This is a genomic window from Streptomyces sp. NRRL B-3229 (assembly GCF_000719505.1).
Lineage (GTDB): Bacteria > Actinomycetota > Actinomycetes > Streptomycetales > Streptomycetaceae > Streptomyces > Streptomyces griseorubiginosus.
In genome coordinates, this window is record NZ_JOGP01000012.1 from 220,305 (window position 1) to 240,779 (window position 20,475).

15 protein-coding genes, 1 rRNA gene and 1 pseudogene are annotated in these 20,475 nt (G+C 70.6%); 7 read left to right on the forward strand and 10 right to left on the reverse strand.

Going from position 1 to position 20,475, the window contains the following annotated elements:
• Positions 1-50 precede the first annotated feature (50 nt).
• Positions 51-2,891: a preprotein translocase subunit SecA gene (gene secA, locus IF54_RS0121850; protein WP_030321224.1), complete on the reverse strand. Its 2,841-nt coding sequence runs from the start codon at positions 2,889-2,891 to the stop codon at positions 51-53.
• A gap of 271 nt (positions 2,892-3,162) precedes the next feature.
• Here secA and IF54_RS0121855 point away from each other — a divergent pair, with 271 nt between their 5' ends.
• Positions 3,163-3,735 (forward strand): GNAT family N-acetyltransferase, encoded by a 573-nt coding sequence (locus IF54_RS0121855; RefSeq protein ID WP_030321227.1) that lies wholly within the window; start codon positions 3,163-3,165, stop codon positions 3,733-3,735.
• A gap of 78 nt (positions 3,736-3,813) precedes the next feature.
• Positions 3,814-5,007 (forward strand): winged helix-turn-helix domain-containing protein, encoded by a 1,194-nt coding sequence (locus IF54_RS0121860; RefSeq protein WP_030321228.1) that lies wholly within the window; start codon positions 3,814-3,816, stop codon positions 5,005-5,007.
• Here IF54_RS0121860 and IF54_RS0121865 read toward each other — a convergent pair.
• The 8 genes and pseudogenes from IF54_RS0121865 to mtnA all read right to left on the reverse strand — a co-directional run bounded on the left by IF54_RS0121865 (position 4,993) and on the right by mtnA (position 14,495).
• Positions 4,993-5,739 (reverse strand): response regulator, encoded by a 747-nt coding sequence (locus tag IF54_RS0121865; RefSeq protein WP_030321230.1) that lies wholly within the window; start codon positions 5,737-5,739, stop codon positions 4,993-4,995. The two genes, IF54_RS0121860 and IF54_RS0121865, sit on opposite strands and share 15 nt — an antisense overlap.
• 200 nt (positions 5,740-5,939) lie before the next feature.
• Positions 5,940-6,632 (reverse strand): ribosome hibernation-promoting factor, HPF/YfiA family, encoded by a 693-nt coding sequence (gene hpf / locus IF54_RS0121870; RefSeq protein WP_020139079.1) that lies wholly within the window; start codon positions 6,630-6,632, stop codon positions 5,940-5,942.
• A gap of 311 nt (positions 6,633-6,943) precedes the next feature.
• Positions 6,944-7,078: a hypothetical protein gene (locus IF54_RS43940; protein ID WP_267884965.1), complete on the reverse strand. Its 135-nt coding sequence runs from the start codon at positions 7,076-7,078 to the stop codon at positions 6,944-6,946.
• Positions 7,079-7,570: 492 nt separating this feature from the next.
• Positions 7,571-8,296 (reverse strand): annotated as a pseudogene (locus IF54_RS43485) (ComF family protein); the annotation flags it as partial.
• A 334-nt stretch (positions 8,297-8,630) separates the two neighbouring features.
• The gene (locus IF54_RS0121880; protein WP_030321233.1) at positions 8,631-10,475 is read right to left on the reverse strand and encodes an LpqB family beta-propeller domain-containing protein; all 1,845 of its coding nucleotides are present in this window, start codon (positions 10,473-10,475) and stop codon (positions 8,631-8,633) included.
• Positions 10,465-12,531: an MtrAB system histidine kinase MtrB gene (mtrB, locus tag IF54_RS0121885; RefSeq protein ID WP_030321235.1), complete on the reverse strand. Its 2,067-nt coding sequence runs from the start codon at positions 12,529-12,531 to the stop codon at positions 10,465-10,467. The genes IF54_RS0121880 and mtrB overlap by 11 nt, the downstream gene beginning before the upstream one ends.
• 1 nt (position 12,532) lies before the next feature.
• Entirely contained in the window at positions 12,533-13,222 is a 690-nt protein-coding gene (gene mtrA, locus IF54_RS0121890; protein ID WP_187283109.1) for a two-component system response regulator MtrA, read from the reverse strand.
• A gap of 124 nt (positions 13,223-13,346) precedes the next feature.
• Positions 13,347-14,495, reverse strand: a complete 1,149-nt coding sequence (mtnA, locus tag IF54_RS0121895) for an S-methyl-5-thioribose-1-phosphate isomerase (protein ID WP_030321239.1) — start codon at positions 14,493-14,495, stop codon at positions 13,347-13,349.
• Between the two features lie 140 nt (positions 14,496-14,635).
• On the opposite strand from mtnA, the gene IF54_RS0121900 reads away from it, so the two are divergent.
• Genes IF54_RS0121900 through IF54_RS0121920 form a run of 5 tightly spaced genes read left to right on the forward strand, consistent with a single transcriptional unit; the run spans position 14,636 to position 20,294 of the window.
• On the forward strand, positions 14,636-16,027 hold the full coding sequence (locus IF54_RS0121900) for a glycerophosphoryl diester phosphodiesterase membrane domain-containing protein (RefSeq protein WP_030321241.1): 1,392 nt from the start codon (positions 14,636-14,638) through the stop codon (positions 16,025-16,027).
• Positions 16,028-16,031: 4 nt separating this feature from the next.
• Positions 16,032-16,796: a DUF4129 domain-containing protein gene (locus tag IF54_RS0121905; protein WP_030321243.1), complete on the forward strand. Its 765-nt coding sequence runs from the start codon at positions 16,032-16,034 to the stop codon at positions 16,794-16,796.
• Positions 16,793-17,995, forward strand: coding sequence for a DUF4350 domain-containing protein (locus tag IF54_RS0121910; RefSeq protein ID WP_030321247.1), 1,203 nt, complete (start codon positions 16,793-16,795; stop codon positions 17,993-17,995). The genes IF54_RS0121905 and IF54_RS0121910 overlap by 4 nt, the downstream gene beginning before the upstream one ends.
• Positions 17,995-18,984, forward strand: a complete 990-nt coding sequence (locus IF54_RS0121915) for an AAA family ATPase (RefSeq protein ID WP_020139087.1) — start codon at positions 17,995-17,997, stop codon at positions 18,982-18,984. Before IF54_RS0121910 ends, IF54_RS0121915 begins: the two co-directional genes overlap by 1 nt.
• Positions 18,984-20,294 (forward strand): DUF58 domain-containing protein, encoded by a 1,311-nt coding sequence (locus IF54_RS0121920; protein ID WP_030321252.1) that lies wholly within the window; start codon positions 18,984-18,986, stop codon positions 20,292-20,294. Before IF54_RS0121915 ends, IF54_RS0121920 begins: the two co-directional genes overlap by 1 nt.
• Before the next feature lie 89 nt (positions 20,295-20,383).
• Here the strand turns inward: IF54_RS0121920 and rrf are convergent.
• Positions 20,384-20,475: ribosomal RNA gene (gene rrf / locus IF54_RS40540) — 5S ribosomal RNA — on the reverse strand; the annotation flags it as partial.

A 20,475-nucleotide genomic window follows, 5' to 3' on the forward strand; every position in this document is an offset into this window, starting at 1 on the left:
CCCGGCCCTTCCACCGCCACAGCGCCCAGGCGCCGCGGCGTCAGACAGATCTACTTCTTGCGCCGCCCCCGGCCGCGGGACTGCTTCCTGCGCTCCGCGCGCGTGAGGCCGTCCGCCTCGGAGCGCACCGGCTCGTCGTCGTCGGCGAACTCGCCCTCGACGACACCGCCCTCGCCGTCCACGGTCGGCGCGGAGAAGTGCAGGTCCCGGCGCTGCGGAGCGTCGAGTCCCTTGGCCCGGATCTCCGGACGCGCACCGGCCTGCGCGGGCACCGCGTCCTTCTTGTCGAGCGATGGCGCGGCGTCCTCGACGGGGACCTCCTCGACCTGCTGCTCGACCTGGACCTCCAGGTTGAACAGGTAGCCGACGGACTCCTCCTTGATGCCCTCCATCATGGCGGTGAACATGTCGAAGCCCTCGCGCTGGTACTCGACCAGCGGGTCCTTCTGGGCCATCGCGCGCAGGCCGATGCCCTCCTGGAGGTAGTCCATCTCGTAGAGGTGCTCGCGCCACTTGCGGTCCAGGACCGACAGCACGACCCGGCGCTCCAGCTCACGCATGATCTCGGAGCCGAGCTGCGCCTCGCGCGCCTCGTACTGCTCGTGGATGTCGTCCTTGATGGACTCGGAGATGTACTCGGCGGTCAGACCCGCGCGGTCGCCCGCCGCGTCCTCCAGCTCCTCGACGGTGATCTTCACCGGGTAGAGCTGCTTGAAGGCGCCCCACAGCCGGTCGAGGTCCCAGTCCTCGGCGAAGCCCTCGGCGGTCTCCGCCGCGACGTACGCGTCGATGGTGTCGTCCATGAAGTGGACGATCTGCTCCTGGAGGTCCTCGCCCTCCAGGACGCGGCGGCGCTCGCCGTAGATGACCTCGCGCTGCCGGTTGAGGACCTCGTCGTACTTCAGGACGTTCTTGCGGGTCTCGAAGTTCTGCTGCTCGACCTGCGACTGGGCGGACGCGATCGCGCGCGTGACCATCTTGTTCTCGATCGGCACGTCGTCGGGGACGTTCGCCATCGACATCACGCGCTCGACCATCTGGGCCTTGAACAGGCGCATCAGGTCGTCGCCGAGCGACAGGTAGAAGCGGGACTCGCCCGGGTCGCCCTGACGGCCGGAACGACCGCGCAGCTGGTTGTCGATACGGCGCGACTCGTGCCGCTCGGTGCCGAGCACGTAGAGGCCGCCGAGCGCCTCGACCTCTTCCTTCTCGGCCTTGACGGCCTGCTCGGCCTTCTCCAGGGCGGCGGGCAGGGCCTGCGCCCACTCCTCGATGTGCTCCTCGGGGTCGAGGCCGCGCTGGCGCAGCTCCGCGTCGGCGAGGTCCTCGGGGTTGCCGCCGAGCTTGATGTCGGTACCGCGGCCGGCCATGTTCGTGGCGACGGTGACGGCGCCCCTGCGGCCGGCCTGGGCGACGATCGTCGCCTCCCGGTCGTGCTGCTTCGCGTTCAGCACCTCGTGCTGGACGCCGCGCTTGGACAGCTGCTGCGAGAGGTACTCGGACTTCTCGACCGAGGTGGTGCCGACGAGGATCGGCTGGCCCTTCTCGTGCTTCTCGACGATGTCGTCGACGACCGCCTCGAACTTCGCGACCTCGGTGCGGTAGATCAGGTCCGACTGGTCCTTGCGGATCATCGGCCGGTTCGTCGGGATCGGCACCACGCCGAGCTTGTAGATCTGGTGGAACTCGGCGGCCTCGGTCATCGCCGTACCGGTCATGCCGCACAGACCGGGCTGTTCCTTGCCGTTGTGGTCGTGACGCTTGTACAGGCGGAAGAAGTTCTGGAGGGTGATCGTGGCAAGGGTCTGGTTCTCGTCCTTGATGTCCACCCCCTCCTTCGCCTCGATCGCCTGGTGCATGCCCTCGTTGTAACGGCGGCCGGCGAGGATACGGCCGGTGTGCTCGTCGACGATCATGACTTCGCCGTCCATGACGACGTAGTCCTTGTCCTTCTTGAAGAGCTCCTTCGCCTTGATGGCGTTGTTCAGGTAGCCCACCAGAGGGGTGTTCACCGACTCGTAGAGGTTGTCGATGCCCAGCCAGTCCTCGACCTTGCTGACGCCGGACTCGTGGATGGCGACCGTGCGCTTCTTCTCGTCGACCTCGTAGTCGCCGGTCTCCTCGATGCCCTTGAGGGGGTTGCCCGCCTCGCCCTTCTTCAGGCGCAGGACCAGCTTGGCGAAGTCGCCGTACCACTTGGTGGCCTGGTCGGCCGGGCCGGAGATGATCAGCGGCGTACGGGCCTCGTCGACCAGGATGGAGTCGACCTCGTCGACGATGGCGAAGTTGTGGCCGCGCTGGACGAGTTCGTCCTGGGACCACGCCATGTTGTCGCGCAGGTAGTCGAAGCCGAACTCGTTGTTCGTGCCGTAGGTGATGTCGCACGCGTACTGCTCACGGCGCTGGGCCGGCGTCATGTTGGCGAGGATGCAACCGACGCTCAGGCCCAGGAACTTGTGGACGCGGCCCATCATCTCGGAGTCGCGCTCGGCCAGGTAGTCGTTGACCGTGATGAGGTGAACGCCCTTGCCGGAGATCGCGTTCAGGTACGCCGGCAGGGTGCCGACGAGGGTCTTGCCCTCACCGGTCTTCATCTCGGCGACGTAGCCGAGGTGCAGGGCCGCGCCGCCCATGATCTGCACGTCGTAGTGACGCTGACCGAGGGCGCGCTTGGCACCTTCGCGCACGGTGGCGAACGCCTCGGGCATCAGGTCGTCCAGGCTCTCACCGTCGGCGTACCGCTGCTTGTACTCCTCGGTGAGGGCACGCAGCTCGGCGTCGGAGAGGTCGACGAAGTCCTCTTCGATGGAGTTGACCTGGTCCGCGATGCGGTGCAGCTTGCGCAGGATCTTGCCTTCGCCTGCACGCATGATCTTCGAGAGGACGGACACGGGGGTTGGTCTCCTTGCCGGTCGGGCCTGGGACGGTCGGTTTCCATTTCACTTACTGAGCAACGGCCATCGTATGCGAGGACACCGCCAGGCCGGGAGGCCTGCCGGGTACGCCGACTGTCAGCATCTTCAAATCTGCTTCAAAGGTGACAACGGACGGGGAACGCCGATGGTGCCGCGCCCCGCTCATGAATTGCGCGAATTGTGATGGCCCGCTCACTCACAGCAAAACTGATGGCGCCTTCACCGAACACCTGAGCAGAATCAGCCGATGGACTCCGTCACCCTCACTACCGACCGCCTGCTGCTGCGCACGCCCGGCCCGCAGGACACCGAGACCGTGTTCGCCGCCGTCCAGGATCCCGACATCCTGCGCTGGACGACCATCCCCTCGCCGTACCTGCCCGAGCACGCCCAGGGCTTCACCGAACAGCTGGTCCCGCAGGGCTGGGCGAACGGCACGATGTTCACCTGGGGTCTCTTCCTCCCCGAGGGGGAGGACCTGGTGGGCATGCTGGGTCTGACCATGCGGGGGCCGGCCATGGCCGAGATCGGCTACTGGGCCGTCAAGGAGCACCGCGGCAAGGGCTACGTCACCGAGGCCGTCCTCGCCGCCTCCCGCTGGGCCGTCACCGAGCTGTCCGTCGACCGCGTGGAGTGGCGCGCCGAAGTGGGCAACGAGCCCTCGCGCGCGGTGGCCGAGCGCGCCGGCTTCGTCGTCGAGGGCGTCATGCGCTCCGGAATCGCCCACCAGGGCATCCGCCGGGACTGCTGGATCGGCGCGCTGCTCCCCTCCGACCTGGGCCTGCCGTCGACCGCGCAGTACCTGCCGGCGACCCGGTGAACCCGCTCCACTGACCCCGCCCCGGCAAATCCGCAGGTCGCCTCGCACTGTCAGTGCCTGCCTCTATCGTTCGGACCCATGACGACCCCGCGTCCCACCACCGACCTCTCGGCCGACGAGGCCCGTCGTATCGCGCTGCGCGCCCAGGGCTTCCTCGGCTCTCCCGACCGGCGGGCCGGAGTCCGCGGCGTCCTCCGCCACCTGGGCGCGGTCCAGCTCGACACCATCTCGGTCCTCGCCCGCTCCCACGAACTGATCCCGTACGCCCGTCTCGGCGCGGTGGGCCGCAGAACGGTGGAGGACGCCTACTGGACCAGCGCCTCCCCCGGCGCGCCGCAGCCGCGCCCCCACGCCTTCGAGTACTGGTCGCACGCGGCCTGCATCCTCCCCATCGAGGAATGGCCCCACTTCGCCTTCCGCCGCCGCGCCTACCGGTCCCGCCCGCACTGGAACCACCAGCTCCCTGAAGGCACCTACGACCAGGTCGTCAAGCAGCTCCGCGCCGAAGGCCCCCTCACCGCCACGGAGTTGGGCGGCGCGAAGCGGACCAGCGAGTGGTGGGACTGGTCCGGCACCAAGGTCGCCGTCGAACGCGCCCTCATGTACGGCGAGGTGGTCTGCGTGGAGCGCCGCGGCTGGAAGCGGGTGTACGACCTCGCCGAGCGTGCCGTCCCCGCCGACCTGCTCCACGACGAGCTGGACGACACCGAGTGCGTACGCCGCCTGGTCCGTCTCGCGGGCCAGTCCCTGGGGGTCGGCACCCGCGCGGACATCGCCGACTACCACCGCCTGAAGGGCGAGCAGGTCGACGCGGTGATCGCCGACTCCGGCCTGGTACCGGTGACCGTCGAGGGCTGGGGCAAACCGGCCTGGGCCGACCCCGCGGCCCTGGAGACGCCCCCGCGCGGCCGCCACCGCACCACCCTGCTGTCCCCGTTCGACTCCCTGATCTGGGAACGCGCGCGTACGGAACGGATCTTCGGCTTCACCCACCGCCTGGAGGCCTATGTCCCCAAGCCCAAGCGGATTCACGGCTACTTCGCGATGCCGGTGCTGGCCGGTGGCCGTCTGGTCGGCCGCGTGGACCCGGCTCGCGAGGGCGGCACGCTGGTGGCCCGGCAGGTCACGCTGGACGGCCCGAAGGCGGTCCCGGCGGTGGCGCAGGCCCTGGCCGAGGCGGCGAGCTGGGTGGACTGCGCGGACGTACGTGTGGAGCGGGTGGACGCTCCGGAGCTCCGCGAGCCCCTCGTGAAGGCGCTAGCGGATCTCTAGGATCTTCTCGCGCATCGCGTAGACGACGGCCTCCATCCTGGAGTGCAGCTGGAGCTTCTCCAGGATGTTGCGCACATGGTTCTTCACGGTGTTCTCGGAGATGAACAACTCCTTGGCGATGTCACGGTTGTTCATCCCGGTGGCGACGAGCTTGAGGACTTCCAGCTCCCGGTCGGTCAGCCGCGGCGCGGGCACCAGCCGGCGCTCGTCGGTCCGCTGGATCATCGACTTGAACTCGGTGAGCAGCTTCGACGCCATGGAGGGGCTGATCTGCGACTGCCCGTCGGCCACCGCACGGATCGCGGTGGCGACCTCGTCCGTGGAGATCTCCTTGAGGAGGTATCCGGTCGCACCGGCCTTGATCGCCTCGTAGAGGTCGGCTTCCTCGTCGCTGATCGTCAGCATGATGATCTTCGCGCTGGGTGCCACCTCCTTGATGGAGGTGCAGGCCTCGATGCCGCCCCGCTTGGGCATCCGCACGTCCATCAGAACGATGTCCGGCAGCAGGTCGGCGGCCTTGTCCACGGCCTCCGCGCCATCGCCCGCCTCGCCGACGACCTGGATGTCCTCCTCGGCCGCGAGCACGATCTCCAGTCCCCGCCGGAAGAGCGCATGGTCGTCCACGACCAGGACCCGGATGGGCTCCTTGCGTGGAGAGCCCGCGTCCGCGCCCATGTCGTCGACGCCGTCGTCGGCGCCCGCGCCGCGCAGCGGTCCGAAGCTGTCCGCCATCGTTCCTCCCCCTGAAGGCTGTGGCTGGTTCGTGCCATCGCCAACCCAAGGCAACGACCCACCGGTTGGGCCGGTACGGCCATGATTTCATGCCCGGACGGCAGTGAGATGACAGAGCGAGGCGCGAAACGGTCGCACGCGGGTGCCCCTGGGGGCGCACACGCGCTCCAGGGGCACCCGTCAGCTGTCATCCGGGAGGGTCAGCTCCCCGTCGTGCCACCGGGCGCGGGAGAGTGTGCCCGGGCGACCATCGGGTCCGTGCTCAGGTGGATGACGCCGTAGTCGTAGGCGTGCCGCCGGTAGACGACACTCGGTTCCTTGGTCTCGGAGTCGACGAACAGATAGAAGTCGTGCCCGACCAGTTCCATCTCGTAGAGCGCCTGGTCGAGAGTCATCGGGGAGGCGACGTGGGTCTTCTCGCGGACGATCAGGGGGCCTTCGCCCTTGATCTCCAGCGAGCCGATCCTCTTGGTGGGTACGCCCTCCGGCTCGTCCTCGTGCACGGGGTGACCGTTGCCGTTGAGGGTCGCCGCGTCCGGAACGTGGTCCGGGACCTCGGCCGCCGTGAGCCGGCGTGCGCCGCGCCGCGTGTGGCGCTTGTCGTGCTGCTTGCGCAGCCTGGCGTCCAGCTTCTCCGCTGCCAGGTCGAGTGCCGCGTACGGGTCGCTGGCTGCCGCTTCCGCCCGGATCACCGGACCGCGGGAGCGGAGCGTGATCTCCACTCGGTCACAACGGTCGGCCTGTCGGGGGTTCGGCTCCTTGGACACCTCGACGTCGAGGCTGATCACCTTGCCATCGAGCTTCTGGATCTTCTCCAGCTTCAGCTTCTCGGCCACGTGCTTGCGGAACCGCTCGGGCACCTCGGTCTTGCGGCCCTTGACGACGATGTCCACGCAGAACTCCGTTCCCGGATCGCTCCGCCTCGATGCGGAGCATCTCCCTTTTGCACCAAGCTCCGGTGAGCCCCGGAACCTCGGACTCGGTGACTCCCACCTCCTCCCCCGCGGGCAAGATCTCCATTCCACCGGCGCGGGTGATGGTGGAAATCCCGCGGCACGGCATTCGGATTAGTGAGGTGTGGCCTGCGCCTTTCTCTCACAACCGAACATATCTCGCCCGGACGGATGTCGTCACCCTCTACCGCGGCGTACCTCCGTTCAGGTGAATTGGCCCTCTCACAACCTGCAACGATGCAACTTCACAGTCAGTTCCGGTTTATCTCGGAGGAATCCAGCGAGGCCGCGACCACAGCCGCGCAGATCAGGTCACGGACGCCACCGGCGCCCGCCGCCACCTGGCAGCGCTCCCGGGCCGTGTCCTCCTCGGTCCCTGCGATCATCCGGTCCCTCATGCCTTCCCGTGTTGCGGCCGTGTACACGACGCTCTCCCCGTCACTCCCGCATCCACCCACTCCCCGCACCTTGTGAGCCCCACCCGGCCCCTGCGTCCGTCCACTGTGGCTCCCACCTGCCCCGGGTTGCCCTGGAGCAAGCCACGCACTTGTCTCCGGCCGCCGTGACTCCTTCTGTCCTTGATCAGCGCGCTCATCCCTCACCCCCTGCCCGTGAACGTCCCGCGCATCCCTCGCCGCCCTCGCCCGCTCACGCCAGCCGTCAATGGCCGCCTGCGCGTCAGCGCTCCACCTCTCCGACTCCGACCGCCGACGACCTGTCTCCGCCCCCGACTCGGGCTGCCGCAGGCCGCCGTGCCCGCCCCGCTGGGCAGGTCCTCCGCCCACCCCCCGTTGCCGTTGATCACGGCTCCCGGCCGCCGTCTGTTCATCACGAGACCAAGCCTGTTGGCCACCAGGCACGGCCCACCCCTCGCGGACCCTGAGTCCGCGCTGTTCCCCACGAAGCCCAGCCCCCGCACCGCGGTACGCCAGCCCTTCCCCGTCCCTCGCCTCCCGTACCGCCCGAGCCGCCTCCGCCAAGGTCGCCCCGGTCGTCATCAGGTCGTCGACCAGCACGACCAGTCCTTCGGACAGCAGCCGTCCGCCGCCCGGCACCACGGTCAGCGCGCCGGCGAGGTTGTCCATCCGCTGCCGGGAGTTGAGTTCCGACTGGTCGGCCACGCCCCGCCGCTGCCGCAGTACGGCCACCACGCGCGCCGGCATCCCCGCCCGCCGCAGTTCTCCCGCCGCCGCGAGGGCGATCCGCCGGGCCGGGTCATGCCCCCGGGCCCGCACGGCCCGCCGCGCGGACGGCACAGGGACCAGCAGCACGCGCCCCCAGGCCGCTCCCTCGTCGCCCGTCTCACAAACCTCCCGCACCCCCGTCCACACAGCTCCCGCCAACGCCGAACCGAGCGGCCCCGCGAGCCCCAGGGCGCCCCGTTCCTTGTGCGCCAGCAGCACCGCCCGCACCGCATCCGCATACCGAGCCGCCGCATGCACGGCCGGCATTCCGGGCGGCTCCGGCACCGGTCGCACCCGGCGCGGTACGGCCCCGTCCAGGGCGGCACGGCACTCAGGACAGAGCGCCGTGCGAGGCCTCCCGCAGCCTCCGCACTCGGCCGGCAGCACCAGATCGGTGAGGTCCTGCCACCACCCCCGCATGCCCACCACTGTGCCAACACGGGAGCCGACCGACCACCCCTGTGGAAAACCCCTGTGGAAAACTCCGCCAGCTATCCGAACAGCAGTTCCCACATCAAATACCGACCCCATACAACGAATTGACCGGCCTCTCAGCGCTCCGCTATTCGGCCTCCGAAGGACGAGCACCTGGAATCCGCCCGTCGTCATCGAATCCGCCCCCACCACACACAGCAAAAGCGGCCACCTCCACCAGGGCCTCCCCCGGCAAAAGCAGCCGCTCCCTACAACACGCTCCCGCGAACGAGCCCCGTCACCGTGACCCTGTCACCGTGGCCCGGTCACCACGACCCCGTCAGCCGGGATACACCGGCGCCGTCCCGTCCGCATCCACCTTCTGCCACTGCGCCCCCGACGGCAGCCGCACGATCCCGTCCTCCGAGTACGCGGCCAACGGCACATCGTCGTCCTCCGACGCGGCGACCTCCTTCACGCCCGTCAGCGCGGCCGGCGGCGGCCCCTCGGGCGTGGACCCGTCGACCTGGACGTACCGCGTCTGCTGCACTCCGCCCTGCTCCCGCCCGACCACCACGAGCCTGCTGTCGCCGGCCCAGGACATGGTCGTGACCTCCTCCAGATCCGGAGTGGTGGAGCGCAGCTCCCGCACCGAGACGCTCCGCGCGTCGCCGACCTTTCCCTCGCGCTCGATCCGCCCGACGTACAGCGACTGCTTGCCGCCCTTCTGCACGACGAGCGCGACCCGCACCCCGTCCGCCGCCACCCGCAGGTCCTTGATCCGCCCGTCAAGCCCGGGAGTCTCCACCTTCAGCGGTTTGCCCGCGCCCTCCTTGAACAGCAGCAGGCGCGGATCGGCGGGATTGCGGTCGGCCACCCACAGGTCGCCCTCGATGTCCCAACTAGGCGTGGTCAGCCGGTCCTCGGCCGCCTTGCCGCTGCTGACCAGCACCGGGTCCCCGAGCGACCCGCCCGACACCAGCGATCCGACGTACAGCGACCTGCCGTCGAGAGAGACACCGGCGGCCATGTGCTCGTCCCGCGAGACGGCCACGGACCGCAGGTCCTTGTCGCCGTCGCCGAGCGCCCCGGGCACCGGGGCCGGCTCGGCCTTCATGTCGCCGCCGGCCGGAACCGCGGGCATCCGTACCAGCCGGTGCTCACCGTTCACGAAGTACAGGGACACCGGCTTCTCCACCGAGCCGCGCTGGGCGACGCCGTTGGCATCGTCCCCGTCAGCGGAGCACAACGGCCTGCGGTCGGCCTGTACTTCGACCGTGTCCACGGCCGGCGCGAGGTTCTGCAAGGTGAACAGCAGTTGAGCCGCCATGGCTCGGCACCGGTCCGAACTGACGTGCCCGGCCTTGTCGTTGAGCGGCACGGTCAGCGCACCCCGGTCGTCGGGGGTCAGCGACGAGGTCCCCTTCTGGAGGGCGGTGCCTGTGGGAAAACTCGTCCTGACGACGGGGTCGAGCCACCGCGTCGGCCCGTTGAGCAGGGAGCGCACCACCTGTGTCACGGGATCCACCCGCTCACGCACGTACACCGGGTCGGCGACGGCCACCGTCTGCGGAACGGCCGGCGCCTTGGCCTCCGAAGCGAAGTAGTACTTGTTGACGGCCACGTAGTTGCGCTGGAAGTCCGACTTCCCCATCACGACACCCTGGGGAGGGGAGTCGATCCGCCACTGCTTGGTCTTCTTGTCCTGCACCAGGTGCACGCTCTCCCGGTACTGACCTGAGGTCGGCGCGTACGACTGCTGCGCGTCCACGACGGCCACCTTGGTGCCGATCAGCGTGAACCAGGTGCCGTCGGCCTGCTCCCGGTCGGCGGGCCGCACGATGTCGGCACCGGGCCCGTCGTCGAGCACCGTGGTGGAAAGGCCCGGCTCCCACTTCTTCTGCGCCGCCGGGGTCAGATACTTGCGGGCCGTCTCATAGTTGGGATCGTCGCTGGTCAGCGCCTCGAGAAAGCCCTGCACGATGTCGGTTGGCTCGGCGTCCTCCTGCGGCGGCATCGCGAAGACCCGCACCGGCGTGTCCTGCCGGGGCGTGGAGTCCACCCCGCGCAGATCACCGCTGTCCGGCATGGAGGCACACCCCGCCAGCAGTACGACCCCGCACGCGGCGTACGCCACCGCGCGCCCCGGCGTGCGCCGGCCGCTCCCCTCGCGGTCAGCGTCCACGGAAGGCCTCCCCCTGCTGTTCGTACGACTCCTGCGAGCCGTCGTTCGAACGGCTCGCGCCCTCACCGCCCTCCGCGGTGGACGTGCCGTCCTGCCGCCGCCCGTTCGCCGCGGGCCGCGGCACCACGCGCGAGCCGTTGCCGGGCAGCGCGGTCGGGTCGGCCGTGGGTGTCGCGGCGCCTGTCCGCGGCGCTATCGGATCCCGCGAGGTCACCTGGCCGCTCGTGGGCTGGACCGGCACGGTGGCCGCCTTGTCCGCGCCCCCGCGCGGCAGACCGGCGTCGTCCAGTCCACGGTTGCGTCGCGAGTCCTTGGGCTCCAGGGGTATCGGCGAGCCCCTGAGGGGCTCGTCGGCCGTCCTGGGCAGCGTCAGCCGGAACTGCGAACCGCCGCCCGGCTCACCCCACGCCTGCAACCAGCCGCCGTGCAGCCGCGCGTCCTCCAGGGCGATGGACAGCCCGAGGCCGGTCCCGCCGGTGGTACGCGCGCGTGCCGGGTCGGCCCGCCAGAAGCGGCTGAACACGCGGGTGGCCTCGCCGGGCTTGAGTCCGACGCCGTAGTCGCGCACCGCGACCGCGACCGCCCCGCCGGCCGCGGCCAGCTTGACGAGGACGTCCTTGCCCTCGCCGTGCTCGACGGCATTGACGACGAGATTGCGCAGCACCCGCTCGACCCGCCGGGCGTCGGCCTCCGCAACGACGGGCTGCTGATCACCGAGCACCCGGATCGTCGTGCCCTTGCGCTCGGCGAGCGGCTCGGCCCCGCCGACCACCCGCCGCACGACCTCCCTGAGGTCTATCGGCTCGGCCTCCAGCGCCGCCGCGCCCGCGTCGAAGCGACTGATCTCCAGCAGATCCGCGAGCAGCGTCTCGAACCGGTCCAGCTGGTCCGCGAGCAGTTCCGCAGACCGCGCGGTCATCGGATCGAAGTCCTCACGCGCGTCATGGATGACGTCCGCGGCCATCCGTACGGTCGTCAGCGGCGTCCGCAGCTCGTGCGACACGTCCGACACGAACCGCCGCTGCATCCGCGACAGGTCCTCCAACTGCTGGATCTTCAGCTGGAGGTTCTGCGCCATCTTGTTGAACGCCTCACCGAGGCGGGCGATGTCGTCCTCACCGGTGACCTTCATGCGCTCCTGGAGCCGCCCGGCGGACAACCGCTCCGCGATCCCGGCCGCCATCCGCACCGGCGTGACGACCTGCCGCACCACGAGCCAGGCGATGGCTCCGAGGAGAACGACGACGAAGAGCCCGGCGGTCGCCAGGGTGCCCTTGACCAGGCTGAGCGACTTCTCCTCCTGGGTGAGCGGGAAGAGGTAGTACAGCTGGTACGGGTCGCCGTTGGGGTCGTTGACCTGCTTGCCGATGACGAGGGCCGGCTGGGACTCCTCGCCGGTGTCGTAGGTGATGCGGGTGTAGCTCTGGGCGGCGGTCGTGCTCTGGTCGACCTTGGCGCGCAGCGCCTCGGGGACGCTGGCCGTCGGGTCGACATCGCCGGAGGCGCGCGGTCCGCGCCCGCTGCCGCTGTCGCCGCCCACGGGCAGGGTGACCACGTCGAAGGCGCCCTGGCCGCCGCTGGAGAGCGAGAAGACGAGGTTGCTCATCCACTCGATGACGAACTGGTCGGACTGGTCGTCGGCCGCCGCGGCAGCGTCGTCGGTCCCGGCGCCCGCCTCGTCCGCCTTCTGCTTGGCCACCGCGAACCCGCCGGTGGCCTGGCTCTGCGAGGCCTTGACCTTGGCGTCGAGCAGGCCGTTGCGCACCTGACCGATGACGACGAAGCCCAGCAGCAGGACCACGCCGAGCGACATCAGCAGGGTCGTGGCGACGACCTTGAGCTGGATGTTGCGCCGCCACAGCCGCATCACGGGCAGCAGCGGCCGCCGCACCCAGCGCATGAACAGCCTCAGGACCGGGCTGCCCTGGACTCCGCCCTGAAGCAGCCCGCCCTCGAGGAAGCGTCCCCAGCGGGAACCCGCCGGCTTCCGCCCGACAGGCCGCCCCGCACTCGCCCCGGTCCGCCCGGGTGACGAAGCGGCACTGTCTCCGGACATGTCAGCTGGGCCCTGCCTTGTAACCCACACCACGGACGGTCACCACGATCTCCGGCCGCTCCGGGTCCTTCTCGACCTTGGAGCGCAGCCGCTGTACATGCACATTGACGAGCCGGGTGTCGGCGGCGTGCCGATAGCCCCACACCTGCTCGAGCAGCACCTCACGCGTGAACACCTGCCACGGCTTGCGCGCGAGCGCGACCAGCAGGTCGAACTCCAGCGGCGTCAGCGCGATCGACTGCCCGTCCCGCTTCACGGAGTGCCCGGCCACGTCGATGACCAGGTCCCCGATGGCGAGCTGCTCGGGCGCCGGCTCCTCCGACCTGCGGAGCCGCGCCCGGATGCGGGCCACGAGCTCCTTCGGCTTGAACGGCTTCACGATGTAGTCGTCGGCACCGGACTCCAGCCCCACGACGACATCGACGGTGTCGCTCTTGGCCGTCAGCATCACGATCGGCACCCCGGACTCCGCCCTGATCAGGCGGCACACCTCGATGCCGTCCCGACCGGGCAGCATCAGGTCCAGCAGCACCAGATCCGGCTTGGCCTCACGGAACGCGGCCAGCGCCTTGTCGCCGTCGGCTACGAAAGACGGCTCAAAACCTTCACCACGCAGCACGATGCCCAACATCTCGGCAAGTGCGGTGTCGTCGTCGACGACAAGGACTCGTCCCTTCATAAACGACATCATCCCATTCTCGTAACAGTGACCGGGGCGCTGGTGAGGGAGGTCACTGACCTGTGACGATAGTCGTATGGGGTCGCTACTGTCTGCGCTTCGCGCCTCGGCGGACCGGGTCGCCCCCGTTCCTCGATCAGCTGATCGTCATCTGCCGGGACCTGGCACACAGCTCAGCAAGGGCCTCAGCCGTCACCGGCGACACCACACCCTCTTCCGTGACGATCGCCGTCACCAGCTCCGGCGGTGTCACATCGAAGGCCGGGTTGTATGCCTGAGTACCCAGCGGGGCCACCGGAATCCCGCCGCCAGCGCCACCTCCCGCCACCGGGACCTGCGGCGCCGCGATCTCGGTGACCTCGTGCCCGGCCCGCTGCTCGACCTCGATGGACGCGCCGTCCGGCGTGTCCGGATCCACCGTGGTCAGCGGTGCCACCACGATGAACGGCACATGGTGATACCGCGCGAGCACCGCGAGCGGATAGCTCCCCACCTTGTTCGCCACCGAACCGTCGGCCGCGATCCGGTCGGCACCGATCAGCACCGCGTCCACCTCCCCGGCCGCGAACAACGAACCCGCCGCGTTGTCGGTCAGCAGGGTGTACGCCATCCCGCTGCGCGCCGCCTCGTACGCCGTCAGCCGGGCGCCCTGGAGCAGCGGACGGGTCTCGTCCACCCACAGCCGCCGCAGCCGCCCCGCCCGGTGCGCCGCGAGAGCCACCGCGAACGCCGTGCCCTCGCCGCCCGACACGAGCGACCCTGTGTTGCAGTGCGTCAGGATCCGGTGCCCGCCGCCCGGAAGCAGTTCGTCCAGCAGCGTCAGCCCACGCTCGGCCATCGCCGAGCTGGCCGCCGCGTCCTCCTGGTGCAGCGCACGCGCAGCCGCCAGCGCAGCTCCTGCGGCCTGCTTCTCATCGCCGCTCCTGGCGAGCTCCGCCCGGTGCGCGGACTGCGCCCTGCGCACCCCGACCGCCAGGTTCACCGCGGTGGGACGCGCTCCGGCCAGCACGGCCGCCGCCTCGTCCACGTCGAACCCGCGCGCGGCGGCGAGCGCGACCCCGTACGCCCCCGCGATCCCCAGCAGCGGAGCCCCGCGCACGGCGAGCGAACGGATCGCCTCCACCAGCGCGGACGCGTCCGTGCAGACCAGTTCGACCTCCTCGGCCGGCAGTCTCGTCTGGTCGAGAAGCACCAGTACAGGACCTTCGGGTGGCTCTTCCCAGCGGATCGCCGGTATCTCGGTGGGCTTGCTGTCCTCGCCGGTTTGCGCGTACTGATCAGCCATGTCGTCAGTCTGCCCCTTGTCCGGCGGAGTATTGAAGGTGTGCAGCCCCTACCGCGGCTGGTCCTTCGCCGAGGACCCCATGACACGATGACTGCCAACCTGCCGCCGCGACCGCGGACGGGCACCGTGAAGGAGCGACGATGAAAGACACTCCGGGTTGGGCCTCGCCCGGATCCGCCCCGTCCGACGGGCACGAGCCCGGCACGTCCGGCCCCACCGAGCCCACCGACACGAAGCCCGCCGAGACGGCTGCCCCCAACGGCGCGGCGAAGCCGACCACGGCCTCCGACACGGCGCAGCCCGCGCAGCAGCCTTCGGACACCTCGCAGGACCCCGGCGCGAAGTGGTCCCAGGAACAGCCGCCGGCTGCCCAGTGGTCCGCCCCCACCGGACCCACCGCTCCGGGCCAGGCCCCTCCCCCGCCTACCGCCCCCGGCGGCTGGGGATCCCCGCCCCCCGCCGGCCCGCCCGGAGCCCAGGGCCCGCAGCCGGGCTGGGGCGGCGGCTACGCCGGTCACCCCGGATACGGCGGCTGGGGCGGCCCCCCGCCCGCGGCCAAGCCCGGCGTGATCCCCCTGCGCCCGCTCGGCGTGGGCGAGATCCTCGACGGCGCGGTCTCCACCATGCGCACCTACTGGCGCACAGTCCTCGGCATCTCGCTGACCGTCGCGGTCGTGACCCAGGTCCTGGTCATCCTGCTCCAGGGCTTCGTCCTCAACGACAACGCCGGCTCCGAGGCCCTCAGCGACCCGAGCGCCAGCGCCGACGAGGTGACGCGCGCCCTGGGCGAGACCATGGTCAGCACCACGGTCGTCTTCCTGATCTCCCTGATCGGCACGATCGTCGCCACCGCACTGCTCACGACGGTCACCAGCCGGGCCGTGCTCGGCCGCCCCGTCACCACCGGTGAGGCCTGGCGAGACGCCCGCCCGCAGATCCCCAGGCTGTTCGGTCTGATCTTCCTGCTGCTGCTCATCACCTTCGGTGTATTGGCGGTCGGCGCGCTGCCCGGCATCCTCGTGGCCGTCGCGGGCTCCAAGGGCGGCGGTATCGCCCTCGCCGTCCTGGGCATCCTCGGCGCGAGTGTCGTGGCCCTGTGGCTGATGATCCGCTTCTCGCTGGCCTCGCCCGCGCTGATGCTGGAGAAGCAGACCATCGTGAAGTCGATGAGCCGCTCCACGAAGCTGGTCCGCGGCTCCTGGTGGCGGGTCCTCGGCATCCAGCTGCTGGCCGGGATCATCGCGAACATCGTCGCGGCGATCGTGGTCCTCCCCTTCACCTTCCTCGCCGCGGCCCTGAGCGGCGACGGCGTGGGCGGCTTCGTCAACGGCACCGGCGACCTCGGCTGGACGTTCCTCATCATCAGCGGCATCGGCTCGGTGATCGGCTCCATGATCACCTTCCCGATCTCGGCGGGCGTCACCGTGCTCCTCTACATCGACCAGCGCATCCGCCGCGAGGCCCTCGACCTCGAACTGGCCCGCGCAGCCGGCGTGCAGGGCTACAGCACCGGCGCCACTCCCGGGAGCTGACGAGGTGAACCTGCCGGGGGGAGTGCTCACTTCGCTGCGCGCCGGAGACGGCTCCGTGCTGTTCATGGCACGCTCCGGCGACGAACCACCGCTGACGACCCCGCGCGACCCCGCGCGGGAGGCGGCCCGCCGCGAGCTGGCCAAGCGGATGTACCACGAGAACGACCCCAGCTGGTTCCAGCGTGCCCTCAACGCCTTCTGGGACTGGGTGAGCAAGCTGTTCGACGCCGCCTCGTCCGCGACACCGGGAGGCGCGCTCGGCCTGGTCGTCGTCATCGCCGTCGTCCTCCTGGTCGCCGGCGCCCTGTGGTGGCGCCTCGGCACCCCCGGCCGCGGCCCCAGCTCCTCCGCCGCCCTGTTCGACGACCGCCCCCGCAGCGCCGCCGACCACCGCGCGGCCGCTGAGGCGCACGCCGCCCAGGGCCACTGGAACCAGGCCGTCCAGGAACGCATGCGCGCCATCGTCCGCTCCCTGGAGGAACGCGCTCTCCTCGACATCCGCCCCGGCCGCACCGCGGACGAGGCCGCCGCGGAAGCGGGCCGGGCCCTGCCCTCCCACACCGACCGACTGCGCTCCGCGGCCCGGGACTTCGACGACGTCACATACGGCGGCCGGTCCGCGACCGAGCCGTCGTACCACCGCATCGCCGACCTCGACCGCGACCTGGAACGCACCAAGCCGGTACTCGCGCACAACACGAACGGCACGAACACCGCGCACACCAGCCACAGCGCGGACCAGCACGCCCGCCAGGGAGCCGCCGAATGACCGCCGGGGCCACGCTCCCGTCCACCTCGGCCTCGCCCACCACGCGCCAGGTGTGGACCCGCGCGCGGGGCGTCGTCCTCGCTGTCGTGCTCCTCGTCGTCGCGGCCGTGGTGATCGCAGCGATCCGCTCCACCGAACACCACGGCAGCCTCGACCCCCGCTCCGCCGACCCCTTCGGCAGCCGGGCCGTCGCCGAACTCCTCGCCGACCGGGGCGTCGACACCCGCGTGGTCACCACCCTGGACGAGGCCCGCGCCGCCGCCGGCCCCGACACCACCCTCCTGGTCGCCGTACCCGACCTGCTGACACACCGCCAGCAGAGCCAACTGCGCTCCGCCACCACCGACTCCGACGGCCGAACGATCCTCGTCGCACCCGGCAGCTGGTCCGTCGAGCGCCTGGCACCCGGCGTCGTGGCGGACCCCGCCACCAGCCTCGACTCGACGCTCGCCCCCGACTGCGCCCTCCCGGCCGCCCGGCGCGCGGGCACCGCCGACACCGGCGGCATCCGCTACACCGTCACCCACCCCGGCAACGACGAGTGCTACCCCAGCGATCGCCTGCCCACGCTGGTGCGCGTCCCGGCGGCTGCCGGGGACGGCGACACCGTCGTACTCGGCGCGCCCGACATCCTCTACAACGACACCCTCGACAAGCAGGGCAACGCCTCGCTCTCCCTGCAACTCCTCGGCTCCCGCCCCCATCTGGTCTGGTACCTCCCCTCGCTCTCCGACTCCTCCGCCGCCGACCCTGATGCGGAAAAGAGCTTCCTCGACCTCCTCCCCTCGGGCTGGCTCTGGGGCACACTCCAGCTCTTCTTCGCGGCAGCTCTCGCCGCCCTGTGGAGGGCACGCCGACTCGGCCCCCTCGTGCCCGAAAAACTCCCCGTGGCGATCCGCGCCTCCGAAACCGTCGAAGGCCGCGCCCGCCTCTACCGCAAGGCGGCCGCCCGCGACCGCGCGGCCACCGCTCTTCGCTCCACCACCCGCACCCGCCTCGCACCCCTCGTCGGCGTCCCCGTCCCCCAGGCGCACGCGCCCGAGGCCCTGCTCCCCGCCCTGTCCGCCCACCTCCGCACCCAAGGCGACGGACAGCGCCTGCACTCCCTGCTCTTCGGCCCGCCGCCCAGCGACGACGCAGCCCTCATCTCCCTCGCCGACCAACTCGACGCCCTCGAAAGAGAGGTACGCCGTTCATGATGGACCCGACCACTGACAACGCCGGGACCACCGGGGACCCGGACAGCGCCCGGGCCTCACTGGAAGCCCTGCGCGCCGAGATCGCCAAAGCCGTGGTCGGCCAGGACCCCGCCGTGACCGGTCTCGTCGTCGCCCTCCTCTGCCGCGGACACGTTCTACTGGAAGGAGTCCCTGGGGTCGCCAAAACGTTGCTCGTCCGCGCCCTCGCATCCGCGCTGGAACTCGACACGAAGCGCGTCCAGTTCACCCCGGACCTCATGCCGAGCGACGTCACGGGGTCCCTGGTCTACGACACCCGCACCGCCGAGTTCTCCTTCCAGCCCGGCCCGGTCTTCACCAACCTCCTCCTGGCCGACGAGATCAACCGCACCCCGCCCAAGACCCAGTCGTCCCTCCTGGAGGCCATGGAGGAGCGCCAGGTCACGGTCGACGGCACCCCCCGCCTCCTCCCCGACCCGTTCCTGGTCGCCGCGACCCAGAACCCGGTGGAATACGAGGGCACCTACCCCCTCCCCGAAGCCCAGCTGGACCGTTTCCTCCTCAAGCTGACGATCCCGCTCCCCTCCCGCCAGGACGAGATCGACGTCCTGACCCGCCACGCCGAGGGCTTCAACCCCCGCGATCTCAAGGCCGCCGGCGTACGCCCCGTAGCGGGCCCGGCCGACCTCGAGGCCGCGCGCGCGGCGGTCGCCAAGACCACGGTCTCCCCCGAGATCACCGCCTACGTCGTCGACATCTGCCGCGCCACCCGCGAGTCCCCGTCCCTCACCCTGGGCGTCTCCCCGCGCGGCGCCACGGCCCTTCTGGCCACCTCGCGCGCGTGGGCATGGCTCACCGGCCGCGACTACGTCATCCCCGACGACGTGAAGGCCCTGGCCCTCCCCACCCTCCGCCACCGCGTGCAACTCCGCCCGGAGGCCGAGATGGAAGGCGTCACTCCGGACTCCGTCATCAACGCGATCCTCGCCCACGTCCCGGTTCCCCGCTGATGGCCCTCACCGGACGAGCCGCCCTCGTAGCAGCCCTGGGCTCCCTGCCCATCGGCATCTGGGAACCCAGCTGGACGGGCATCCTCGCGGTCAACGCCCCCTTGGCGGTGGCCTGCGCCTGCGACTTCGCCCTCGCCGCTCCCGTACGACGACTGGGCCTGACCCGCTCCGGCGACACCTCCGCCCGACTGGGCGAGACGGCCGACGTCACTCTCACCGTCACCAACCCGTCCGGCCGCCCCCTCCGCGCCCACATCCGCGACGCCTGGCCCCCCAGCAGCTGGCAGCCGGGGACCGAGGTGGAAGCCTCCCGCCACCACCTCACGGTCCCCTCGGGCGAACGCCGCCGCATCACCACACGCCTGCGCCCCACCCGCCGCGGCGACCGCCAGGCCGACCGGGTCACGATCCGCTCCTACGGCCCCCTCCGGCTGTTCTCCCGCCAGGGCACCCACAAGGTCCCCTGGACGGTCCGTGTGCTGCCCCCGTTCACCAGCCGCAAGCACCTGCCCTCCAAGCTGGCCCGCCTGCGTGAACTCGACGGCCGTACAAGCGTTCTCACCCGCGGCGAAGGCACGGAGTTCGACAGCCTGCGCGAGTACGTCCCGGGCGACGACACCCGCTCCATCGACTGGCGAGCCACAGCCCGCCAAAGCGCCGTCGCCGTACGCACCTGGCGCCCCGAACGCGACCGTCACATCCTCCTGGTCCTCGACACCGGCCGCACTTCAGCAGGCCGAGTCGGCGACGCCCCCCGCCTCGACGCCTCCATGGACGCAGCCCTTCTCCTGGCCGCCCTCGCCTCCCGCGCCGGCGACCGCGTGGACCTGCTCGCATACGACCGCGGAGTACGCGCCCTGGTTCAGGGCCGCACGGCAAAGGACCTGCTCCCCTCCCTGGTCAACGCGATGGCCCCACTCGAGCCCGAACTTGTCGAAACGAACGCCCGAGGCCTCACAGCCACAGCTCTTCGTACGGCGCCTCGCCGCTCCCTGGTCGTGCTGCTCACGAGCCTCGACGCCGCACCGATCGAGGAAGGGCTGCTTCCGCTCCTCCCTCAGCTCACACAGCGCCACACAGTTCTTCTCGCTTCAGTGGCGGACCCCCACATCGCCCGCATGGCCACCGCCCGTGGAAACACCGAGGCGATCTACGAAGCCGCTGCCGCCGCCCAGGCCCAGACGGAACGTCAGCGCACGGCTGAGCAACTCCGTCGGCACGGGGTCACTGTCGTCGACGCAACCCCCGACGACCTGGCGCCGGCCCTGGCAGACGCGTATCTGGCCCTGAAGGCCGCCGGACGCCTGTAAACAAAGAAAGGGGGCGCAAGGCGCCCCCTTTGAAAAACAGCACGCTAAACGCAGAAAGGCCCACAGGTGTGGGCCTTTCTATAAAATTTGTTCGGCGGTGTCCTACTCTCCCACAGGGTCCCCCCTGCAGTACCATCGGCGCTGTAAGGCTTAGCTTCCGGGTTCGGAATGTAACCGGGCG